A 23,162-nucleotide genomic window follows, 5' to 3' on the forward strand; every position below is an offset into this window, starting at 1 on the left:
ATTTGGCACCTGGAGAGCCTTTCTTGAGCCAGGAATATACAGAAGACAAAGAAGTCAAACTGACAAAACTCAGCAGCGGACGCCGACTCCTTGAGGCGTTACTCCTTTTATGCGCCATTTTTGCCGTTTGGCTAATGGCAGCACTACTGAGCTTCAATCCTTCCGATCCCAGCTGGTCACAAACGGCCTGGCATGAACCTATCCATAATTTGTGTGGCGCCTCGGGCGCATGGCTTGCTGATACCCTGTTTTTCATCTTTGGTGTAATGGCTTATACCATTCCGGTGATTATCGTGGGTGCCTGCTGGTTTGCCTGGAAACGCCGGGCAAGCGAAGATTACATCGATTATTTTGCCGTCTCGCTGCGTTTAATTGGCGTGCTGGCTATCATCCTGACCTCCTGTGGTCTGGCGGCGATCAACGCCGATGATATCTGGTATTTTGCATCCGGCGGCGTGATAGGCAGCCTACTGAGTACCGCACTGCAACCGATGCTGCACAGCAGCGGCGGCACCATTGCGCTTTTGTGCATTTGGGCTGCGGGGTTGACGCTGTTTACCGGCTGGTCCTGGGTCAGCATTGCCGAGAAGATGGGCAGTTGGATCCTCAATATTCTGACCTTTGCCAGCAACCGTACGCGTCGCGATGATTCGTGGGTTGAAGAAGACGACTACGAAGAAGACGAGTACGAAGAGGAAGAAGGGGATACAGCGCCGAAGTCGAAAGTGTCGCATGAGTCCCGTCGCGCACGTATCCTGCGCGGTGCTCTGGCGCGTCGTAAACGTATCGCCGAAAAATTTGCGAATCCGATGGGTCGCATGACCGATGAGGCATTGTTCTCCGGTCGACGTATGGACGATCCGCAAGAAGCCGAGCGCTATGCGGCTAAAGCCGATCCGGATGATGTCCTGTTCTCCGGCGCCAGCGCGACGCGTGCAGCGGATTACGATGAATTTGATCCGCTGCTGAGTGGCCACACGGTGACGGAAACTATCGCCACCGCGGCGGCAGTCGCCACAGCACCCGCCTGGGCGGCCGATGGCGTTCAGCCTGGCAATACCCCTGATGTTGCATGGCAACAATCTCCAACAGCAGAAAATGGGGCGCTGGAGCAGCAACTGGCTTACGAACAGCCGCAATATGCTCAACCGCAGCAACCGGCTTACGAACAGCCTCAATATGCTCAACCGCAGCAACCGGCTTACGAACAGCCGCAATATGCTCAACCGCAGCAACCGGCTTACGAACAGCCGCAGTATGCTCAACCGCAGCAACCGGCTTACGAGCAGCCGCAGTATGCTCAACCGCAGCAACCGGCTTACGAGCAGCCGCAGTATGCTCAACCGCAGCAACCGGCTTACGAGCAACCGCAATATGCTCAGCCGCAGCAACCAGCTTACGAACAGCCGCAGTATGCTCAACCGCAGCAACCGGCTTACGAACAGCCGCAATATGCTCAACCGCAGCAACCGGCTTACGAACAGCCGCAGTATGCTCAGCCGCAGCAACCTGTTTACGAGCAGCCTCAGTATGCTCAGCCGCAGCAACCGGTTTACGAGCAACCGCAATATGCTCAGCCTGAGCCGCCAGCATATGAGCAGCCGTACGCGGCTCACGAGCAGATCGCGCCGGTGGTTGAGCCTGAACCTGTAGTGGAAGAAGAAGTTAAACCAACCCAGCGTCCACCGCTCTACTATTTTGAAGAAGTGGAAGAGAAGCGTGCACGCGAGCGTGAACAGCTGGAAGCATGGTATCAGCCTATCCCTGAACCCTTAGCGCCAGTTGAACAACACGGCATATTCCCATCCGCAGCTGCTACGGTTCCGGTACCTGAACCAACTGCTGCGGTTGCGCCAGTTGCTGCTGGTGTCCGTAACGCCTCAGTGGCCGCAGGTGCTGCCGCTGCCGTAGCGGCTTCTGCACCGTTATTTAGCCCTGCAGAAGGGCCGCGTCCGCAGGTGAAAGAGGGCATTGGCCCGAAACTGCCACCGCCGAACCGCGTCCGTGTACCAACGCGCCGCGAACTGGCTTCTTATGGCATTAAATTGCCGTCGCAGCGCATGGCTGAAGAGCGTGCTGCGCGTGAAGCCGGGAACGATCAGCATGACGGCGTCGAGAATTTAACGGATGATGAAGCTGAGGCTATGCATCAGGATGCGCTGGCACGTCAGTTTGCCGCTTCTCAGCACAGCCGTTACGGCGAAACTGACGCAGATGACAACGATTATACCGTTGAAGACGATGCGGATACCGCAGAAGAAGCCGAACTTGCACGTCAGTTTGCCGCATCACAGCAGACCCGTTATTCCAGCGAGCAGCCGCAAGGCGCACGTCCATTCTCGGCTGAGGATTATGAATTCTCGCCAATGAAAACGTTGGTTGATGATACGCCGAAAGCGCCGCTCTTTACGCCGAGTGTAATGCCGGAACCCGCGCAGCCTCAGCAACAATATCAACAGCCGCCGCAGCATGCTCAAAGCTACCATCAGCCGCAGCCCGCTACGCCGCCGCAGGAAAGTTTGATTCACCCGCTGCTGATGCGTAACGGTGACGATCGCCCGCTGCAGAAGCCGACGACGCCGCTGCCGTCACTCGATCTCCTGACGCCACCGCCGACGGAAATTGAACCGGTTGATACCTTCGCGCTGGAGCAAATGGCGCGTCTGGTTGAAACGCGCCTGGCCGATTACCGTATCAAGGCCGATGTGGTGAACTATTCCCCGGGTCCGGTTATTACTCGCTTCGAGCTGAACCTGGCTCCGGGTGTGAAGGCTGCGCGTATCTCTAACCTTTCGCGCGACCTGGCGCGTTCGCTTTCAACTGTCGCAGTTCGCGTGGTGGAAGTGATCCCTGGCAAACCTTACGTTGGCCTGGAACTCCCGAACAAAAAACGCCAGACCGTTTATCTGCGTGAAGTGCTGGATTGTGACAAATTCCGCGATAACCCATCGCCGCTGACCGTGGTGCTGGGTAAAGACATCGCCGGTGAGCCGGTGGTTGCCGATTTGGCGAAGATGCCGCACCTGCTGGTGGCGGGTACTACCGGTTCCGGTAAGTCGGTTGGCGTGAACGCCATGATCCTCAGCATGCTGTATAAAGCGCAGCCTGAAGACGTGCGTTTCATCATGATTGACCCGAAAATGCTGGAACTGTCGGTCTATGAAGGCATTCCACATCTGCTGACTGAAGTTGTCACCGACATGAAGGATGCCGCCAACGCTCTGCGCTGGAGCGTCAACGAGATGGAACGTCGCTATAAGCTGATGTCCGCGTTAGGCGTGCGAAATCTTGCCGGTTATAACGAAAAAATTGCCGAAGCGGCCCGCATGGGACGTCCGATTCCGGACCCATACTGGAAGCCGGGCGACAGCATGGATGTTACCCATCCGGTGCTGGAAAAACTGCCGTATATCGTCGTGCTGGTTGATGAATTTGCCGACCTAATGATGACCGTCGGCAAAAAAGTGGAAGAGCTTATTGCGCGACTGGCGCAGAAAGCCCGTGCTGCGGGGATCCACCTGGTGCTGGCAACTCAGCGTCCGTCGGTGGATGTGATTACCGGTCTTATTAAGGCCAACATCCCGACGCGTATTGCCTTTACGGTTTCCAGTAAAATTGACTCCCGTACTATCCTCGATCAGGGCGGCGCAGAGTCGTTACTCGGTATGGGGGATATGCTGTATGCCGCTCCGAACTCCAATAACCCGGTACGTGTTCACGGCGCGTTTGTCCGCGACCAGGAAGTCCACGCCGTGGTTCAGGACTGGAAGGCACGTGGCCGTCCGCAGTATGTTGATGGCATCACCTCCGACAGCGAAAGCGAAGGCGGCAACGGTGGTGGCTTCGACGGCGGCGAAGAGCTGGATCCATTATTCGATCAAGCGGTGAACTTTGTGACTCAGAAGCGCAAAGCGTCGATCTCCGGCGTTCAGCGTCAGTTCCGTATCGGCTACAACCGCGCGGCGCGTATCATCGAGCAGATGGAAGCGCAGGGAATTGTTAGTGAACAGGGGCATAACGGCAACCGAGAGGTGCTGGCACCGCCGCCGTTCGACTAATTGCAAAGATGGGTAAATAAGTCAAAATTAAGCATTTTCTTCTGTCACCTCACGAAATGGCATCATAGAGTGGGTGACAGAGGCTCTCCAGGCGGGAGCATGAGGCTATTTAAGGAATAACAATGAAAAAGTTCGCGATCACCTGTGCATTACTTTCCAGCTTTGTTGTTAGCAGCGTCTGGGCTGACGCCGCCAGTGACCTGAAATCTCGTCTGGATAAGGTCAGCAGCTTCCACGCGAGTTTTACCCAGAAAGTGACCGATGGCAGCGGTAATGCGGTGCAGGATGGCCAGGGCGATTTGTGGGTTAAACGCCCAAATCTGTTTAACTGGCACATGACTCAGCCGGATGAAAGCGTTCTGGTATCAGACGGTAAAACCCTGTGGTTCTACAACCCGTTTGTTGAACAGGCGACCGCCACCTGGCTTAAAGACGCGACCGGTAACACGCCATTTATGCTGATAGCCCGCAACCAGGCCAGCGATTGGCAGCAGTACAACATCCAACAGACCGGTGATGACTTTGTTCTGACGCCGCGTGGCAATAACGGTAATCTGAAGAAATTCACCATTAACGTTGGCCGTGATGGCACGATTCATCAGTTCAGCGCCATTGAGCAGGACGATCAGCGTAGTAGCTATCAGCTGAAAACCCAGCAGAACGGCGTGGTAGATGCATCTAAATTCACCTTTACACCGCCGCAGGGCGTGACGGTGGACGACCAGCGTAAGTAAGAGGCAGGCGTGGGCAATTTGTCGCTCGATTTTTCCGATAACACATTTCAACCTCTGGCCGCGCGTATGCGGCCAGAAAATTTAGCGCAGTACATCGGCCAACAGCATCTGCTGGCTGCCGGTAAACCGTTGCCGCGAGCCATCGAGGCCGGGCATCTGCACTCGATGATTCTGTGGGGGCCTCCGGGCACTGGGAAAACGACGCTGGCAGAAGTAATTGGCCGCTACGCCAACGCCGACGTCGAGCGGATCTCCGCAGTGACCTCCGGGGTGAAAGAGATCCGCGAAGCCATTGAACGGGCGCGGCAAAATCGCAATGCCGGACGCCGTACCATTTTGTTCGTCGACGAAGTCCATCGTTTCAATAAAAGCCAGCAGGACGCCTTTCTGCCGCATATTGAAGACGGCACCATTACCTTTATCGGCGCGACCACCGAAAATCCTTCGTTTGAACTAAACTCGGCTTTACTCTCCCGAGCCCGCGTATATCTACTGAAGTCACTGACAACCGACGATATTGAACATGTCCTTACTCAGGCGATGGAAGATAAAACGCGCGGTTACGGCGGTCAGGATATCGTTCTGCCCGACGAAACCCGGCGTGCCATTGCTGAACTGGTGAATGGTGATGCCAGACGAGCGCTCAATACGCTGGAAATGATGGCCGATATGGCCGAGCTCGATGCCTCTGGTAAGCGTGTACTACAGCCGCAGTTATTGACGGAAATTGCCGGTGAACGCAGCGCTCGTTTTGATAATAAAGGCGACCGTTTTTACGACCTGATTTCTGCGCTGCACAAGTCGGTACGCGGCAGTGCGCCTGATGCGGCGCTATATTGGTATGCCCGCATCATCAGCGCCGGTGGCGACCCTCTGTATGTAGCGCGACGCTGCCTGGCCATTGCTTCTGAAGATGTGGGTAACGCCGATCCACGTGCGATGCAGGTGGCTCTTTCGGCCTGGGATTGTTTTACTCGCGTCGGGCCCGCTGAAGGGGAACGAGCGATAGCCCAGGCGATTGTCTATCTGGCCTGTGCGCCAAAAAGTAACGCCGTCTATACCGCATTTAAAGCGGCGATGGCCGATGCCCGCGAGCGTCCGGATTATGACGTGCCGGAGCATCTTCGCAATGCGCCGACCAAATTGATGAAAGAGATGGGTTACGGGCAGGAGTATCGCTATGCCCATGATGAACCTAATGCCTATGCAGCGGGTGAAGAGTATTTCCCCAGCGAAATGGCGCAAACTCGCTACTATCGTCCAACGAATCGGGGTCTTGAAGGCAAGATTGGCGAAAAGCTCGCCTGGCTTGCTGAACAGGATCAAAATAGCCGCACAAAACGCTACCGCTAGCGCAGTCGTTGCGGTAATGTTGTCAATGTACCTCTGCGACCGCAGGCTGCGGTCGCATACTCCACTTTCAATTCGATAAGCATAGGATAAGCATGCTCGATCCCAATCTGCTGCGCACAGAGCCAGACGCAGTCGCAGAAAAACTGGCACGCCGGGGCTATAAGCTGGATGTAGATAAACTTCGCGCTCTTGAAGAGCGTCGTAAAGTACTGCAGGTAGAAACTGAAAATCTGCAGGCAGAGCGTAACTCGCGATCGAAATCCATCGGCCAGGCGAAAGCACGCGGGGAAGACATTGAGCCTTTACGCCTGGAAGTGAACAAGCTTGGCGAACAACTTGATGCCGCAAAAACTGAACTGGATGTTCTGCTGGCAGAGATTCGCGATATCGGCCTGGCGATCCCGAACGTTCCTCATGACGATGCACCCGTTGGCAGAGACGAAAACGACAACGTTGAAGTCAGCCGCTGGGGTACGCCGCGTGAGTTTGATTTTGAAGTTCGCGACCACGTAACGCTGGGCGAAATGCACAGCGGTCTGGATTTTGCCGCGGCCGTTAAGCTGACCGGTTCACGCTTTGTGGTGATGAAAGGCCAAATCGCCCGTATGCACCGCGCGCTGGCGCAGTTCATGCTGGATCTGCACACCGAGCAGCATGGCTATAGCGAAAACTATGTGCCTTACCTGGTTAACCACGACACGCTGTACGGTACGGGTCAATTGCCGAAGTTCGCTGGCGACCTGTTCCATACCCGTCCGCTGGAAGAAGAGTCAGACAGCAGCAACTATGCGCTGATCCCGACGGCTGAAGTGCCGCTGACTAACCTGGTTCGCGATGAAATCATCGACGAAGACGATCTGCCGATCAAAATGACCGCGCACACACCGTGTTTCCGCTCTGAAGCGGGTTCCTATGGTCGTGATACGCGTGGTCTGATCCGTATGCACCAGTTCGACAAAGTTGAAATGGTGCAGATCGTTCGTCCGGAAGACTCCATGGCGGCGCTCGAAGAGATGACCGGTCATGCGGAAAAAGTGCTGCAGTTACTGGGTCTGCCGTACCGTAAAATCATTCTTTGCACCGGCGATATGGGCTTCAGCGCATGCAAAACCTATGACCTCGAAGTCTGGGTTCCGGCGCAGAATACCTACCGCGAGATCTCCTCATGCTCCAACGTCTGGGATTTCCAGGCGCGCCGCATGCAGGCTCGCTGCCGCAGCAAGTCTGATAAGAAAACACGGCTGGTTCACACTCTCAACGGGTCTGGCCTGGCAGTAGGGCGTACTCTGGTTGCCGTGCTGGAAAACTACCAGCAGGCAGATGGCCGCATTGAAGTTCCTGCGGTACTGCGTCCTTACATGAATGGTCTGGAATTTATTGGTTAATCCTCACCATGTTGAAAAAAGCGCCGCAAGGCGCTTTTTTTATGTCTGACATTGATACCGAACAATACCTCTCCTGGCAGAACGTTTAATACTCCCTTCTAAGTACTACCAGCATATAAAACTACAATAATAGTATTTCGTTATATAAATAACTATATAGCGATTGAAAATTTCAATGTCAGCAACGAAGTGAGTATCCATGAAAACTGAAACCCCCGATGCTTTACTGGCAGCCGAGGTCAGCCGTCGTGGTTTGATGAAAACTACGGCGATAGGCGGCCTGGCGATGGCCAGCAGCGCGCTGACGCTTCCCTTCAGCCGTATCGTCTGCGCCGCGGATGCTATCGCCCCAGCGACAGCTGCGGAACACATAACCTGGAGTGCCTGTACGGTAAACTGCGGCAGCCGCTGCCCGCTGCGTATGCATGTTGTCGACGGCGAGATTAAATACGTTGAGACCGATAATACCGGTGATGATGACTACGAGGGGCTCCATCAGGTTCGTGCCTGTCTGCGTGGCCGCTCAATGCGCCGCCGCGTCTACAATCCGGATCGTCTGAAGTATCCTATGAAGCGTGTGGGTAAACGTGGGGAAGGCAAATTCGAGCGCATTAGCTGGGATGAAGCCTTTGACCTGATTACCGACAATATGAAGCGACTAATCAAAGATTACGGTAACGAGTCAATTTATCTCAACTACGGTACCGGTACGCTAGGCGGTACCATGACGCGCTCTTGGCCGCCGGGAAGTACGCTGATTGCCCGCTTAATGAATTGCTGCGGTGGTTATCTAAACCATTATGGCGACTACTCCTCTGCGCAGATTGCTGCTGGCCTGAACTACACCTATGGTGGCTGGGCTGATGGTAACAGCCCGTCTGATATTGAAAACAGCAAGCTGGTCGTCCTGTTTGGTAACAACCCTGGCGAAACTCGCATGAGCGGCGGCGGGGTAACTTACTATCTGGAACAGGCGCGACAAAAATCCAATGCGCGCATGATAATCGTCGATCCACGCTACACCGATACCGGTGCCGGCCGTGAAGATGAGTGGATCCCAATTCGTCCGGGCACCGATGCCGCGCTGGTTTCTGCGCTGGCGTGGGTGATGATCACTGAAAACATGGTCGATCAGCCGTTCCTCGATAAATACTGCGTCGGTTACGATGAGAAAACGCTACCGAAAGGCGCACCGGCTAACGGTCACTACAAAGCTTATATTCTGGGCCAGGGCAGCGATGCTACGGCGAAAACGCCGGAGTGGGCGTCCACTATCACCGGTATTCCGGTTGATCGTATTGTTAAGCTGGCCCGCGAAATTGGCAGTGCCAAACCGGCCTATATCTCTCAGGGCTGGGGTCCACAGCGCCACGCCAACGGTGAGATTGCCACCCGTGCTATCTCGATGCTGTCGATTCTGACCGGCAACGTGGGGATCCACGGTGGCAACAGCGGCGCACGCGAAGGTTCCTATGAGGTACCGTTCGAGCGTATGCCGACGCTGGAAAACCCAATCGAGACCAGCATTTCCATGTTTATGTGGACTGATGCAATTGTTCGTGGCCCGGAAATGACCGCGCTGCGTGACGGTGTGCGTGGGAAAGATAAACTGGATGTGCCGATCAAAATGATCTGGAACTATGCCGGTAACTGTCTGATTAACCAGCACTCTGAAATAAACCGCACTCACGAAATCCTTCAGGATGATAAGAAGTGCGAAATGATTGTGGTGATTGACTGCCACATGACGTCCTCGGCGAAATATGCCGATATTCTGCTGCCGGACTGTACCGCGTCCGAGCAGATGGACTTCGCGCTGGATGCTTCCTGCGGCAACATGTCCTACGTCATCTTTACCGATCAGGTCATCAAACCACGCTTTGAATGCAAAACGATTTATGACATGACCACTGAGCTGGCGAAGCGCATGGGCGTGGAGCAGAAGTTCACCGAAGGGCGTACCCAGGAAGGCTGGATGCGCCACCTGTATGAGATCTCTCGTCAGGCCGTACCGGATCTGCCGGATTTCGATACCTTCCGCAAGCAAGGTATCTTCAAGCAGCGTGACCCGGAAGGGCATCATGTGGCCTACAAGGCATTCCGTGAAGATCCGCAGGCAAATCCGCTGACCACGCCGTCGGGTAAAATCGAGATTTACTCGCAGGAGCTGGCAAAAATCGCCGCAACCTGGGAACTGGCGGAAGATGATGTTATCGATCCGTTACCGATCTACGCCCCAGGCTTTGAAAACTACAACGATCCGCTGGCCGGGAAATACCCGCTGCAGCTGACCGGTTTCCACTACAAGTCCCGTGTTCACTCAACCTACGGCAACGTCGACGTTCTGCAGGCGGCCTGTCGTCAGGAGATGTGGATCAACCCGCTGGACGCGAAGAAACGTGGAATTGCTAATGGCGATCGTATTCGTATCTTCAACGACCGAGGCGAAGTTCATATTGAAGCCAAGGTTACACCGCGCATGATGCCGGGCATCGTCGCGTTGGGCGAGGGCGCCTGGTACAACCCGGATGCGGGACGTATCGATCAGGCTGGCTCTATCAACGTGCTGACTACCCAGCGCCCATCGCCGCTGGCGAAGGGCAACCCATCGCACACGAATCTCGTCCAGGTTGAGAAGGTGTAAGGAGTAACCGATGACCACCCAATATGGCTTTTTTATTGACTCCGCCCGCTGCACCGGTTGTAAAACCTGTGAACTGGCCTGTAAAGATTACAAGAACTTAACTCCGGACGTCAGCTTCCGTCGTATCTACGAATACGCGGGCGGTGACTGGCAGGAGGACAACGGCGTCTGGAACCAGAACGTCTTTGCCTACTACCTGTCGATTGCCTGCAACCACTGCGAAGACCCGGCCTGTACCAAAGTGTGCCCGAGCGGGGCGATGCACAAACGCGAAGATGGCTTCGTGGTGGTGGACGAAGATGTCTGCATTGGCTGTCGCTACTGCCATATGGCCTGCCCGTACGGCGCACCGCAATACAACGCCGCCAAAGGTCACATGACCAAATGCGACGGCTGCCACGAGCGCGTAGCCGACGGCAAGAAACCGATCTGTGTCGAATCCTGCCCGCTGCGCGCGCTGGACTTTGGCCCGATTGAAGAGCTGCGTCAGAAACACGGTCAGCTGGCCGCGGTGGCCCCGTTGCCGTCTGCGCACTTCACCAAACCGAGTATCGTGATTAAACCTAACGCCAACGCACGTCCGTGCGGTGACACAACCGGCTATCTGGCCAACCCGAAGGAGGTGTGAGATGGGAAGTGGATGGCATGAATGGCCGCTGATGATCTTCACGGTCTTTGGGCAGTGCGTGGCCGGCGGTTTTATCGTTCTGGCACTGGCGCTGATGAAGGGGCAACTGCCGCGTGAGCAACAGCAGCGCGTGGTGCTGAGTATGTTTGCGCTGTGGGTGCTGATGGGCATCGGTTTTATCGCCTCGACGCTGCATCTCGGTTCGCCGATGCGCGCCTTCAACTCGCTTAACCGTATCGGCGCTTCGTCGCTGAGTAACGAAATCGCCAGCGGCGCAATCTTCTTTGCGGTAGGCGGCATTGGCTGGCTACTGGCCGTCACTAACAAGCTGTCGTGCGCGCTGCGCAGCGTATGGCTGGTGGTGACGATGGTGCTGGGGGTGGTGTTCGTGTGGATGATGGTCCGTGTGTATAACACCATCGATACCGTGCCAACCTGGTACCGCATCTGGACGCCGCTGAGCTTCTTCCTGACGCTGTTTATCGGTGGTCCGCTGCTGGGTTATCTGCTGCTGCGCTGGGCGGGTGTTCAGGGCTGGGCGCTGCGTCTGCTGCCGGTTATCAGTCTGGCGGCGCTGGCGGTGAGCGTGGTGGTGTCGCTGATGCAGGGCGTTGAGCTGGCCTCGATCCACAGTTCTATCCAGCAGGCTTCGTCGCTGGTGCCGGACTACGGTTCGCTGATGGCATGGCGGATTGCCGCTATTGCACTGGCGCTGGTGTGCTGGGTGGCCCCACAGCTGAAAGGCTATCAACCGGCGGTACCGCTGCTCAGCCTGGCCTTCGTGCTGGTGCTGGTCGGGGAGCTAATTGGCCGGGGGGTGTTCTACGGCCTGCATATGACCGTTGGAATGGCAGTGGCCAGTTAAATTTAAAAGCCGGAATAATTTCCGGCTTTTTTGTATTTAAAGCAAGGATGTATGGGGTGGAAAAATGTCAAATGAGCAAATTGATAAACTTATAAAAACACCGGTAAGTCGAAGAAAAGTTATTCAGGCGGGGGCTGCTACGGGGCTGATTGCTGCGGCCGGTGGTTTCTCATTACCTTTTAGTCGTAAGGTTTATGCTGCCAGTGAAAAGGCCGCAAAATTAGAAGAAAAAGCGGTATGGAGTTCCTGTACCGTTAACTGTGGCAGCCGCTGCTTGCTGCGACTACATGTGAAAGACGATGAAGTGTACTGGGTTGAATCCGATACCACCGGTGAAGATATTTATGGTCAGCACCAGGTCAGAGCCTGTCTGCGTGGCCGCTCTATTCGTCGGCGTATGAATCACCCGGACCGTATTAAATATCCGATGAAACGGGTAGGTAAACGTGGTGAAGGCAAGTTTGAAAGAATCAGTTGGGATGAAGCACTTGATACCATCGCCAATAGCTTGAAAAAGACCCTCAAAGATTATGGTAATGAAGCGGTGCACGTTTTATACGGCACCGGGGTTGATGGCGGCAACATTACAAACTCAAACGTGCCGTATCGATTAATGAACTCCTGCGGTGGATATTTAAGCCGTTACGGTAGCTACAGCACCGCGCAAATTAGCGCCGCGATGAGTTATTTATACGGTGGTAATGACGGCAATAGCCCGGATGATATTGCCAATACCAAATTAGTAGTAATGTTCGGTAATAACCCGGCTGAAACGCGAATGAGCGGCGGCGGCGTCACTTATTATGTTGAGCAGGCGCGTGAGCGTTCAAATGCGCGAATGATCATGATTGACCCGCGCTATACCGATACTGGCGCAGGGCGAGAAGATGGATGGCTACCTATTCGTCCCGGTACCGATGGCGCGCTGGCGGCTGGGATTGCTTGGGTGCTCATTGCTGAAAATCTGGTTGATCAACCCTTCCTTGATAAATACTGCGTCGGTTACGACGAGAAGACGCTGCCGGAAGGCGCGCTGCCGAATGCCCATTATAAAGCCTATATCCAGGGAAACGGTCCAGATGGGATCGCGAAAACTCCTGAATGGGCTTCACGCATTACCGGTATCCCGCAGGATAAAATCATTCAGTTGGCGCGTGAAATTGGCTCGGCTAAACCGGCCTATATTTGCCAGGGGTGGGGGCCACAGCGCCACGCTAACGGTGAACAGGCATCTCGCGCCATTGCCATGTTGTCCATTCTGACCGGTAACGTCGGGATTAATGGTGGTAACTCTGGCGCTCGCGAAGGAACGTTTGACCTGGGCGTTGAGTGGTTCTCAATGCTGGAAAACCCGGTAAAAACACAGATATCCGTGTTCACCTGGACTGAGGCCATTGAGCGCGGGGCTGAAATGACGGCGACCCGCGATGGCGTCAGAGGTAAGGATAAACTTGATGTACCCATTAAATTCATGTGGTGCTACGCCAGTAATACTCTGATCAATCAGAATAGCCATATCGCCAGAACCCACGACATATTACAAGACGACAGTAAGTGTGAAATGATTGTCGGGATGGATCACTTCATTACGGCGTCAGCTAAATATTATGACATTCTGTTACCCGATCTTATGCCAACTGAACAGGAAGACCTGATCTCGCATGAGTCAGCGGGCAATATGGGCTACGTCATTTTAGGACAGCCTGCCACCAGCGCGAAATTTGAACGCAAACCTATTTACTGGATGCTTAGCGAAATAGCGAAACGTCTGGGTGATGATGTCTGGAATACGTTTACCGAAGGGCGCACACAGCATGAATGGATTAAATATCTGTTCGAAAAAACCCGTGAGCGTAATCCGGATATGCCTTCCTATGAAGAGATGAAAGAAACCGGGATTTATAAACGCAAATGCCCGGAAGAGCATTACGTTGCCTATCGTTCTTTCCGCGAAGACCCGCAGGCGAATCCACTCAAAACCCCATCGGGAAAAATTGAAATCTATTCCCAGCGTTTGGCTGAAATTGCATCGACCTGGGAATTACCTGCCGGGGATATTATCGATCCGCTACCGGTTTATGCCGCAGAAGTTGAAGGCTGGGACGATCCGCAGCGCCAGCATTACCCGCTGCAATTAACCGGCTTCCATTATAAGGCAAGAACCCACTCCAGCTATGGCAATATTGATGTATTGCAGCAGGCCTGCCAGCAGGAAGTGTGGATTAACCCGATTGATGCTAAGTCGCGTGGAATAGCCAATGGTGACAGGGTCAAAGTATTTAATGACCGCGGCCAATTGTTTATTCAGGCCAAAGTGACGCCAAGGATTATGCCTGGGGTGACTGCCATGGGGCAGGGAGCCTGGCTACAGGCCGATATGTTCGGCGATCGAGTCGACCATGGTGGTTCCATCAATATTCTGACCTCATCACGGCCATCGCCACTGGCGAAAGGCAACCCATCTCATACCAACCTCGTTCAGGTTGAGAAGGCGTAAGGAATAATCGATGACCACCCAATATGGCTTTTTTATTGACTCCGCCCGCTGCACCGGTTGTAAAACCTGTGAACTGGCCTGTAAAGATTACAAGAACTTAACTCCGGACGTCAGCTTCCGCCGCATCTACGAATACGCGGGCGGCGACTGGCAGGAGGACAACGGCGTCTGGAACCAGAACGTCTTTGCCTACTACCTGTCTATTGCCTGCAACCACTGCGAAGATCCGGCTTGTACTAAGGTCTGCCCGAGCGGCGCAATGCACAAACGCGAAGACGGCTTCGTGGTGGTGGACGAAGATGTCTGCATTGGCTGTCGCTACTGCCATATGGCCTGCCCGTACGGCGCACCGCAATACAACGCCGCCAAAGGTCACATGACCAAATGCGACGGTTGCCACGAGCGTGTAGCCGACGGCAAGAAACCGATCTGCGTCGAATCCTGCCCGCTGCGCGCGCTGGACTTTGGCCCGATTGACGAGCTGCGTCAGAAACACGGCCAGCTGGCCGCGGTGGCCCCGCTGCCGTCCGCGCACTTCACCAAGCCAAGTATCGTGATTAAACCTAACGCCAACGCACGTCCGTGCGGCGACACAACCGGCTATCTGGCCAACCCGAAGGAGGTGTGAGATGGGAAGTGGATGGCATGAATGGCCGCTGATGATCTTCACGGTCTTTGGGCAGTGCGTGGCCGGTGGTTTTATCGTACTGGCGCTGGCGCTGATGAAGGGGCAACTGCCGCGTGAGCAACAGCAGCGCGTGGTGCTGAGTATGTTCGCGCTGTGGGTGTTGATGGGTATTGGCTTTATCGCCTCGACGCTGCACCTCGGTTCGCCGATGCGCGCCTTCAACTCGCTTAACCGTATCGGTGCTTCGTCGTTGAGTAACGAAATCGCCAGCGGCGCAATCTTCTTTGCCATAGGCGGCATTGGCTGGCTACTGGCCGTCACTAACAAGCTGTCGTGCGCGCTGCGTAGCGTATGGCTGGTGGTGACGATGGTGCTGGGGGTGGTGTTCGTGTGGATGATGGTCCGTGTGTATAACACCATCGATACCGTGCCAACCTGGTACCGCATCTGGACGCCGCTGAGCTTCTTCCTGACGCTGTTTATCGGTGGCCCGCTGCTGGGTTATCTGCTGCTGCGCTGGGCGGGAGTGCAGGGCTGGGCGCTGCGTCTGCTGCCGGTTATCAGTCTGGCGGCGCTGGCGGTGAGCGTGGTGGCGTCGCTGATGCAGGGCGTTGAGCTGGCCTCGATCCACAGTTCTATCCAGCAGGCTTCGGCGCTGGTGCTGGACTACGGCTCGCTGATGGCATGGCGGATTGCCGCAATTGCGCTGGCGCTGGTGTGCTGGGTGGCCCCACAGCTGAAAGGCTATCAACCGGCGGTACCGCTGCTCAGCCTGGCCTTTGTGCTGGTGCTGGTTGGAGAGCTAATTGGTCGAGGGGTGTTCTACGGCCTGCATATGACCGTTGGAATGGCGATTGCCAGCTAAGCAAATTAAGCTGCCCGGGCGCTCTTGCCCTGGCACTTTTTGTTCATGAATTTTTTCAACTGAACTCTGCTTGAGTATTTTCCCTATTTTCTAATAAAAACAATTTAATATATTCATTCGGCTTATTTATACCGTCGCGCTGAATAAGAAACATCAATCGTTGCGTCAGAAAGCATGGACCGCTGGAAAACAGGTGGATTGACAATGTTTTTGGCGGTGGCATGATGCGCTCGAAATCTGTCTATCCTTACGGTTTGTAGCCCATGTCCACCTATACTCGCCCAGTGCTGCTATTGCTCTGTGGCTTACTTTTATTGACGCTGGCGATCGCGGTATTAAACACGCTCGTCCCGCTTTGGCTTGCCCATGAAAATCTGCCTACCTGGCAGGTGGGGATGGTCGGATCGTCCTATTTTACCGGTAACCTGGTCGGTACCATGCTCACCGGGCGTCTGATTAAGCGTCTCGGGTTTAACTTCAGCTATTACATTGCTTCGCTTATCTTTGCTGCTGGTTGTGTTGGGCTGGGCTTTATGTTGGGCTTCTGGAGCTGGATGTTCTGGCGCTTTATTGCCGGCGTGGGCTGCGCCATGATCTGGGTCGTAGTGGAGAGCGCGCTGATGTGCAGTGGCACCTCGCGCAACCGTGGTCGCCTGCTGGCGGCTTATATGATGATGTATTATATCGGTACCGTGCTGGGCCAGCTTATTGTCAGCAAACTGCCGACCGATATTGCGACTATTCTGCCGCTGATGACCGGGGTCATTTTGTCCGGTATTCTGCCGCTGCTGTTTACCCGTATCCTGAATCAGCACAGCGAGCCGCAGGATGGCAGCACGCGTGTCTGGCCAATGTTCAAGCTGCGCCAGGCGCGTTTGGGCGTTAATGGCTGCATCATTTCCGGTATCGTGTTGGGTTCATTGTACGGCCTGATGCCGTTGTATCTGAATCATCGTGGAGTGAGTGATTCGGGGATTGGTTTCTGGATGGCGGTGATGGTTAGCGCAGGTATTCTGGGGCAGTGGCCGATTGGCCGTCTGGCGGACCGTTATGGTCGCCTGCTGGTGCTGCGTGTGCAGGTATTTGTGGTGATCCTTGGCTGTATAGCCATGCTGAATCAGGCGATGATGGCCCCAGCTCTGTTTATTCTTGGTGCCGCGGGCTTCACGCTCTATCCGGTGGCGATGGCCTGGGCCTGTGAAAAAGTGGAGCACCATCAACTGGTTGCCATGAACCAGGCATTGCTGCTGAGCTACACCATCGGTAGCCTGATTGGCCCAACGTTTACCGCTATGTTGATGCAAAACTACTCGGATAACCTGCTGTTTATCATGATCGCCGGCGTATCGTTTGTCTACCTGATGATGCTGCTGCGCAAAGCCGGGCATCATCCTACTCCTGTGGCCCACGCCTGATTCAATAGGCGCGTTGTCAGCCTGATAACGCGCCTTTCTCTTATCACCACGATACCAGACTCACGCTGTGCGTAATCATACGCAGGCCTTGGCGAACCTATATCCTTCTGAACTTATCCGCAATAACCCTATTAAATGTGCGTGATGTTGGAGTTTTGTACCACGACGTTATCCTTTTTCCCATCACGCTCGCATAATCATCCGGCTAAAAAATGCATTCGCAAAGAATAACATTCAAGGAACGGGATTTATGGCAAGCGGTCAAGAAAAGCAGTTGCGGTGGTACAACATCGCGCTGATGTCGTTCATTACGGTTTGGGGTTTTGGTAACGTCGTCAACAACTACGCTAACCAGGGGTTGGTGGTTGTCTTCTCATGGCTTTTTATCTTTGCGCTCTACTTTACGCCGTATGCGCTGATCGTCGGCCAGCTTGGGTCGACCTTCAAGGATGGCAAAGGGGGGGTGAGTACATGGATTAAAAATACCATGGGGCCGGGGTTGGCTTATCTGGCGGCCTGGACCTACTGGGTGGTACATATTCCGTATCTGGCGCAGAAGCCACAGGCAATTCTGATTGCGCTGGGCTGGGCATTGAAGGGTAACGGCTCACTGATCACCGAATACGGCGTTGTGGCATTGCAGGGCTTTACGTTAGCGCTGTTTATCTTCTTTATGTGGGTGGCATCCCGAGGCATGAAGTCGCTGAAACTGGTTGGCTCCATTGCCGGGATTGCCATGTTCGTGATGTCGCTGCTGTACGTCGTTATGGCGGTGACGGCACCTGCTATTACCGAGGTCAAAATCGCGACCACCAATATCACCTGGCGCACTTTTATTCCCCACATCGATTTCACCTACATCACCACGATTTCGATGCTGGTGTTTGCCGTGGGCGGTGCGGAAAAAATCTCCCCTTACGTTAATAACACCCGTAATCCCGGGAAAGAGTTTCCGCGTGGGATGATCTTCCTGGCGGTGATGGTGGCGGTGTGTGCCATTCTGGGGTCGCTGGCGATGGGGATGATGTTTGATTCCAACAACATTCCTGACGATCTGATGGCTAACGGCCAGTATTACGCATTCCAGAAGCTGGGTGAGTATTACAGCATGGGCAATACGCTGATGGTTATCTACGCCATTGCTAATACTCTGGGGCAGATTGCGGCGCTGGTGTTCTCTATCGACGCGCCGTTGAAGGTACTGCTGAGCGATGCCGATAGTCGCTATATCCCCGAAAAGCTCTGTCGGACCAACGCCTCGGGTACGCCAGTTAATGGCTATTTGCTGACGCTGGTGCTGGTAGCGTTGCTGATTATGCTGCCAACATTAGGTATTGGCGATATGAATAACCTGTACAAGTGGCTGCTGAACCTCAACTCAGTGGTGATGCCGCTGCGCTATCTGTGGGTATTCGTGGCCTTTATCGCGGTGATTCGCCTTGGGCAGAAATACCGCTCTGAGTATGTCTTTATTCGCAACCGGACTCTGGCAATGACCGTTGGCGTGTGGTGCTTCTTGTTCACCGCTTTTGCCTGCGTCACCGGGATTTTCCCGAAAATGACGGCCTTTACGCCTGAGTGGATCTTCCAGCTATCGCTGAACATCGCGATGCCGTTTGTGCTGATAGGTTTGGGTCTAATCTTCCCGATGTTGGCGCGTAAGCGTTAAAAACAGATAACCCGGCGTGATGCCGGGTTATTAAGCAAGCGTGGTCGCCTTACCGGAGTGAGGCCGGTGCTTAGTACATCACTTTATGACCATACTGCTCAAGAATGCCTTTCACGCGTTCCATGGTTTCTTTCTTCGGTGGGTGAACGCCGTCGAGTTTGTACTCTTCGCCCATCGCTACCCACTTGTGTTTGCCCAACTCATGGTATGGCAGCAGTTCGATTTTTTCGACGTTACCCATATCGCGGGTAAATTCACCCAGGCGGTGCGCGGAGTCATCATCGTCTGACCAGCCTGGCACTACAACGTAGCGGATCCACACTTTCACGTCTTTCTTCGACAGATACTGGGCAAACTCCAGCGTACGATGGTTGGATACGCCGACCAGATTCTGGTGAATATCATCATTCATCTGTTTGAGATCGAGCATCACCAGGTCGGTGACTTCCAGCAGTTCATCGATCACCGGATCGTAACGACGAACGAAACCGTTGGTGTCGAGACAGGTATGGATCCCTTCTTTATGGCAGGCACGGAACCAATCGCGGACGAACTCGGCCTGAAGAATCGCTTCGCCGCCGGATGCAGTTACGCCGCCGCCGGATGCGTTCATAAAGTGGCGATAGGTCACCACCTCTTTCATCAGCTCTTCAACGGTTATCTCTTTACCACCATGGGTATCCCACGTATCGCGGTTGTGGCAGTAAAGGCAGCGCATCAGGCAGCCCTGGAAGAAGGTAATAAAACGGATGCCTGGGCCATCGACGGTGCCACAGGACTCAAAGGAGTGAATACGACCAATTACAGACATTGCGGTGTTATCTCCAGTTCTTCCCAGCTTTACAGCCAGGTTTGCGAGCACGGTTATAAAGCCGCGTCGAGTTTATTTTGCGTATTAACCTCAAGTATAGAAGTCAGCAGGCAAAATCCACTCAGCGTGAGTAGGTTATAAGAAAGGCCCCACCGAAGTGGAGCCTTTATGTTACGCGTTTTTAATCGCGATTTCAGTCAAATCTATTAGATAGATTGAGTGAAGGTACGGGTGATAACGTCCTGCTGCTGTTCTTTAGTCAGGGAGTTAAAACGTACTGCGTAGCCAGATACGCGGATGGTCAGCTGAGGATATTTCTCAGGATTTTCCATCGCGTCGAGCAGCATTTCGCGGTTCATAACGTTAACGTTCAGGTGCTGACCGCCTTCGATAGACGCTTCGTGGTGGAAGTAACCATCCATCAGGCCTGCCAGGTTAGTTTTACGAACGTCGTCGTCTTTACCCAGTGCGTTAGGAACGATAGAGAAGGTGTAAGAGATACCATCTTTAGCGTAAGCAAACGGCAGTTTTGCAACGGAAGTCAGAGAGGCAACAGCACCTTTCTGGTCACGACCGTGCATTGGGTTAGCACCTGGGCCGAATGGCGCGCCAGCACGACGACCGTCTGGGGTGTTACCGGTTTTCTTACCATAAACCACGTTAGAGGTGATGGTCAGAACAGACTGAGTCGGGATAGCGTTACGGTAAGTAGTCAGTTTCTGAATTTTCTTCATGAAACGTTCTACCAGGTCAACAGCCATGTCATCTACGCGAGAATCGTTGTTACCAAACTGCGGGTATTCGCCTTCGATTGCGAAGTCGATAGCCAGACCATCTTCGTCACGAATTGGTTTAACTTTCGCATATTTGATTGCAGACAGGGAGTCAGCAGCAACGGACAGACCAGCAATACCACACGCCATGGTGCGGATAACGTCACGGTCGTGCAGCGCCATCAGAGAGGCTTCGTAGCTGTACTTGTCGTGCATGTAGTGGATAACGTTCAGCGCGGTGACGTACTGTTTAGCCAGCCAATCCATGAAGTGATCCATGCGATCCATCACTTCGTCATAGTTCAGAACGTCGCCTTTGATTGGTTCAGATTTAGGACCAACCTGGATTTTCAGTTTTTCATCAACGCCGCCGTTGATTGCGTACAGCATGGTTTTCGCCAGGTTTGCACGAGCACCGAAGAACTGCATTTGTTTACCAACGATCATTGGGCTTACGCAGCAAGCGATAGCGTAGTCATCGTTGTTAAAGTCAGGACGCATCAGATCATCGTTCTCATACTGCAGAGAAGAGGTATCGATGGACACTTTAGCGGCATATTTTTTGAACGCCAGTGGCAGTTTCTCAGACCACAGAACGGTGATGTTCGGCTCTGGAGAAGGACCCATGGTGTACAGGGTGTTCAGGAAGCGGAAGCTGTTTTTGGTAACCAGAGTACGGCCATCAACGCCCATACCTGCGATAGATTCAGTTGCCCAAATTGGGTCACCGGAGAACAGTTCATCATACTCAGGGGTACGCAGGAAGCGAACCATACGCAGTTTCATGACCAGGTGGTCAATCATTTCCTGAGCGTCTTGTTCAGTGATTTTGCCTGCTTTCAGGTCACGTTCGATGTAGATATCCAGGAAGCTGGAAGTACGACCGAAGGACATTGCAGCGCCGTTCTGAGATTTAACCGCGGCCAGGTAGCCGAAGTAAGTCCACTGGATAGCTTCCTGAGCATTGGTAGCCGGACCAGAGATGTCGTAGCCGTATTTAGCTGCCATCTCTTTGATCTGACCCAGCGCACGGTGCTGTTCAGAGATTTCTTCACGCAGACGGATAGTCGCTTCCAGGTTTACGCCGTTTTCCATGTCAGACTGCAGGGACAGGAACTGTGCGTATTTGTCTTTCATCAGGAAGTCGATACCGTACACCGCGATGCGACGGTAGTCACCGATGATACGACCACGGCCGTACGCATCTGGCAGACCAGTCAGAACGCCAGATTTACGGCAGTTCAGAATGTCTTTGGTGTAAACATCGAATACGCCCTGGTTATGGGTTTTGCGGTATTCGGTGAAGATTTTTTTCAGCATCGGGTCCAGTTCGCGATTGTACGCTTTGCAGGAACCTTCAACCATTTTGATACCACCGAACGGGATAATCGCACGTTTCAGTGGAGCTTCAGTTTGCAGACCAACGATTTTTTCCAGCGCTTTGTTGATGTAGCCAGCGTCGTGGGAAGTGATGGTAGATGCAACGGAGGTGTCAAAGTCAACTGGCGCGTGAGTGCGGTTTTCCAGTTTAACGCCTTCCATAACGTTGTCCCACAGCTTGGTGGTCGCGTCAGTTGCGCCAGCCAGGAAGGACTCGTCACCCTCATACGGAGTGTAGTTTTTCTGGATGAAGTCACGTAAGTTTACTTCATTCTGCCAGTCACCTTTGGTAAAACCTTCCCAGGCTGTGGCTAACTTTTCATTAAGTTCGGACATGTAACACCTACCTTCTTAAGTGGACTTTTTATTTACTGCCTGGAGCAACCATCAATTAATGACGGTCACCGCCACGCAGATAAATGACCCAGTATGTCAACCCAACCAGCAAACCGCCGCCGATAATGTTCCCAATAGTGACAGGAATCAGGTTATCGGTGATGAAATGCATCACGGTCAGGTGAGAGAAATTTTCCGGAGATGAACCGACAGCGGTCCAGAATTCCGGGCTAGCAAAATCGCGTATTACGATACCCATAGGGATCATAAACATGTTTGCGATACTGTGCTCAAAACCGCTGGCAACGAACATGGCAACCGGTAAGACCATAATCATGGCTTTATCCATTAGGCTGCGACCAGAGTAGCTCATCCAGACTGCCAGGCAGACCATCAGGTTCGCCAGGATGCCGAGAGCAACGGCTTCGATAAATGTGTGATGCAGTTTGTGGTCAGCGGTTTGCAGGACGTTTAGTCCCCAGCCGCCATTGGCTGTCATATATTCACCGGACAGCCACATGAGCAGTACGAAGAGCAGGCAACCCACCAGGTTACCAACATAGACATTGAGCCAGTTTTTTGCCAGTTGACCCCAGGTGATTCGGCCGCTGGCTTTCGCTACCACGATAAGCACGGTCGACGTGAAGAGGTCGGCGCCACAAATAACGCAAAGAATGAGGCCTAGTGAGAAGCAGATACCACCAATCAGTTTCGCAATGCCGAACGGCATGCCAGCTGTACCCGTGGTTGCTGTAATATAAAATACAAAAGCAATCGAGATGAAAACGCCCGCAGTAATCGCCAGATAAAAGGTTTTCAGCGGATGCTTGGTTGCTTTATAGACACCTGCTTCTTCGGCAACTTTGGCCATTGCAGCAGGGAGAAGTAGATCAAAAGGGTTGTCAGCTTTCACACTAACTCTCTCTTTTTATTTAATCGGCGACGAGATACTAACAAAGCATTATAGATGAGAATTTGATATAGATCATATCTCGCCTGGCTTATAGGCCTGCAAGTTGGATGGTTTTTCAACGAAAGCAGGGTAAATTATTGAATTTAATTATAAAAATAAATTTTAAGATTTACAAATTCAGTTGAATTTTTTCTTTACCCTTCATTTT

Annotated in this window: 15 protein-coding genes; 12 read left to right on the forward strand and 3 right to left on the reverse strand. The window is 53.5% G+C overall.

Features of this window, described 5'->3' with window-relative positions:
• Positions 1-23: 23 nt before the first annotated feature.
• The 12 genes from ABOC97_RS05285 (at position 24) to ABOC97_RS05340 (ending at position 18,741) form a co-directional block, all read left to right on the forward strand.
• A complete protein-coding gene (locus ABOC97_RS05285; protein WP_349594856.1) occupies positions 24-4,058 on the forward strand; it encodes a DNA translocase FtsK 4TM domain-containing protein in 4,035 nt (1,344 codons plus the stop codon).
• A gap of 122 nt (positions 4,059-4,180) precedes the next feature.
• Complete coding sequence (gene lolA / locus ABOC97_RS05290; RefSeq protein ID WP_234508314.1) at positions 4,181-4,792, forward strand: outer membrane lipoprotein chaperone LolA; 612 nt, start codon at positions 4,181-4,183, stop codon at positions 4,790-4,792.
• 9 nt (positions 4,793-4,801) lie between these two features.
• The gene (gene rarA, locus ABOC97_RS05295) at positions 4,802-6,145 is read left to right on the forward strand and encodes a replication-associated recombination protein RarA (RefSeq protein WP_349594860.1); all 1,344 of its coding nucleotides are present in this window, start codon (positions 4,802-4,804) and stop codon (positions 6,143-6,145) included.
• Positions 6,146-6,237: 92 nt separating this feature from the next.
• Positions 6,238-7,530: a serine--tRNA ligase gene (gene serS / locus ABOC97_RS05300; protein WP_349594862.1), complete on the forward strand. Its 1,293-nt coding sequence runs from the start codon at positions 6,238-6,240 to the stop codon at positions 7,528-7,530.
• Between the two features lie 199 nt (positions 7,531-7,729).
• Complete coding sequence (dmsA, locus tag ABOC97_RS05305; protein WP_349594865.1) at positions 7,730-10,174, forward strand: dimethylsulfoxide reductase subunit A; 2,445 nt, start codon at positions 7,730-7,732, stop codon at positions 10,172-10,174.
• Between the two features lie 10 nt (positions 10,175-10,184).
• The gene (locus ABOC97_RS05310; RefSeq protein ID WP_052284021.1) at positions 10,185-10,802 is read left to right on the forward strand and encodes a DMSO/selenate family reductase complex B subunit; all 618 of its coding nucleotides are present in this window, start codon (positions 10,185-10,187) and stop codon (positions 10,800-10,802) included.
• Between the two features lies 1 nt (position 10,803).
• On the forward strand, positions 10,804-11,667 hold the full coding sequence (locus ABOC97_RS05315; protein ID WP_349594870.1) for a dimethyl sulfoxide reductase anchor subunit family protein: 864 nt from the start codon (positions 10,804-10,806) through the stop codon (positions 11,665-11,667).
• A 91-nt stretch (positions 11,668-11,758) separates the two neighbouring features.
• On the forward strand, positions 11,759-14,164 hold the full coding sequence (gene ynfF, locus ABOC97_RS05320) for a selenate/tellurate reductase subunit YnfF (protein WP_349594960.1): 2,406 nt from the start codon (positions 11,759-11,761) through the stop codon (positions 14,162-14,164).
• Positions 14,165-14,174: 10 nt separating this feature from the next.
• Positions 14,175-14,792, forward strand: coding sequence for a DMSO/selenate family reductase complex B subunit (locus ABOC97_RS05325; protein WP_281548826.1), 618 nt, complete (start codon positions 14,175-14,177; stop codon positions 14,790-14,792).
• A gap of 1 nt (position 14,793) precedes the next feature.
• Positions 14,794-15,657 carry a dimethyl sulfoxide reductase anchor subunit family protein gene (locus ABOC97_RS05330; protein ID WP_349594873.1) on the forward strand — a complete coding sequence of 288 codons (864 nt, stop codon included), beginning with the start codon at positions 14,794-14,796 and terminating at the stop codon, positions 15,655-15,657.
• Between the two features lie 263 nt (positions 15,658-15,920).
• Entirely contained in the window at positions 15,921-17,072 is a 1,152-nt protein-coding gene (locus ABOC97_RS05335) for an MFS transporter (RefSeq protein ID WP_349594876.1), read from the forward strand.
• A gap of 250 nt (positions 17,073-17,322) precedes the next feature.
• Entirely contained in the window at positions 17,323-18,741 is a 1,419-nt protein-coding gene (locus ABOC97_RS05340; protein ID WP_234501846.1) for an APC family permease, read from the forward strand.
• Between the two features lie 70 nt (positions 18,742-18,811).
• Here the strand turns inward: ABOC97_RS05340 and pflA are convergent, their stop codons facing one another.
• The 3 genes from pflA to focA form a co-directional block, all read right to left on the reverse strand.
• A complete protein-coding gene (pflA, locus tag ABOC97_RS05345; protein ID WP_061283698.1) occupies positions 18,812-19,552 on the reverse strand; it encodes a pyruvate formate lyase 1-activating protein in 741 nt (246 codons plus the stop codon).
• Positions 19,553-19,758: 206 nt separating this feature from the next.
• Positions 19,759-22,041, reverse strand: coding sequence for a formate C-acetyltransferase (gene pflB / locus ABOC97_RS05350; RefSeq protein ID WP_349594880.1), 2,283 nt, complete (start codon positions 22,039-22,041; stop codon positions 19,759-19,761).
• A gap of 55 nt (positions 22,042-22,096) precedes the next feature.
• Entirely contained in the window at positions 22,097-22,954 is an 858-nt protein-coding gene (gene focA / locus ABOC97_RS05355) for a formate transporter FocA (protein ID WP_052284027.1), read from the reverse strand.
• Positions 22,955-23,162: the final 208 nt, after the last annotated feature.

Source organism: Kluyvera huaxiensis, assembly GCF_040149365.1.
Taxonomy (GTDB): Bacteria; Pseudomonadota; Gammaproteobacteria; order Enterobacterales; family Enterobacteriaceae; genus Kluyvera; species Kluyvera intermedia_A.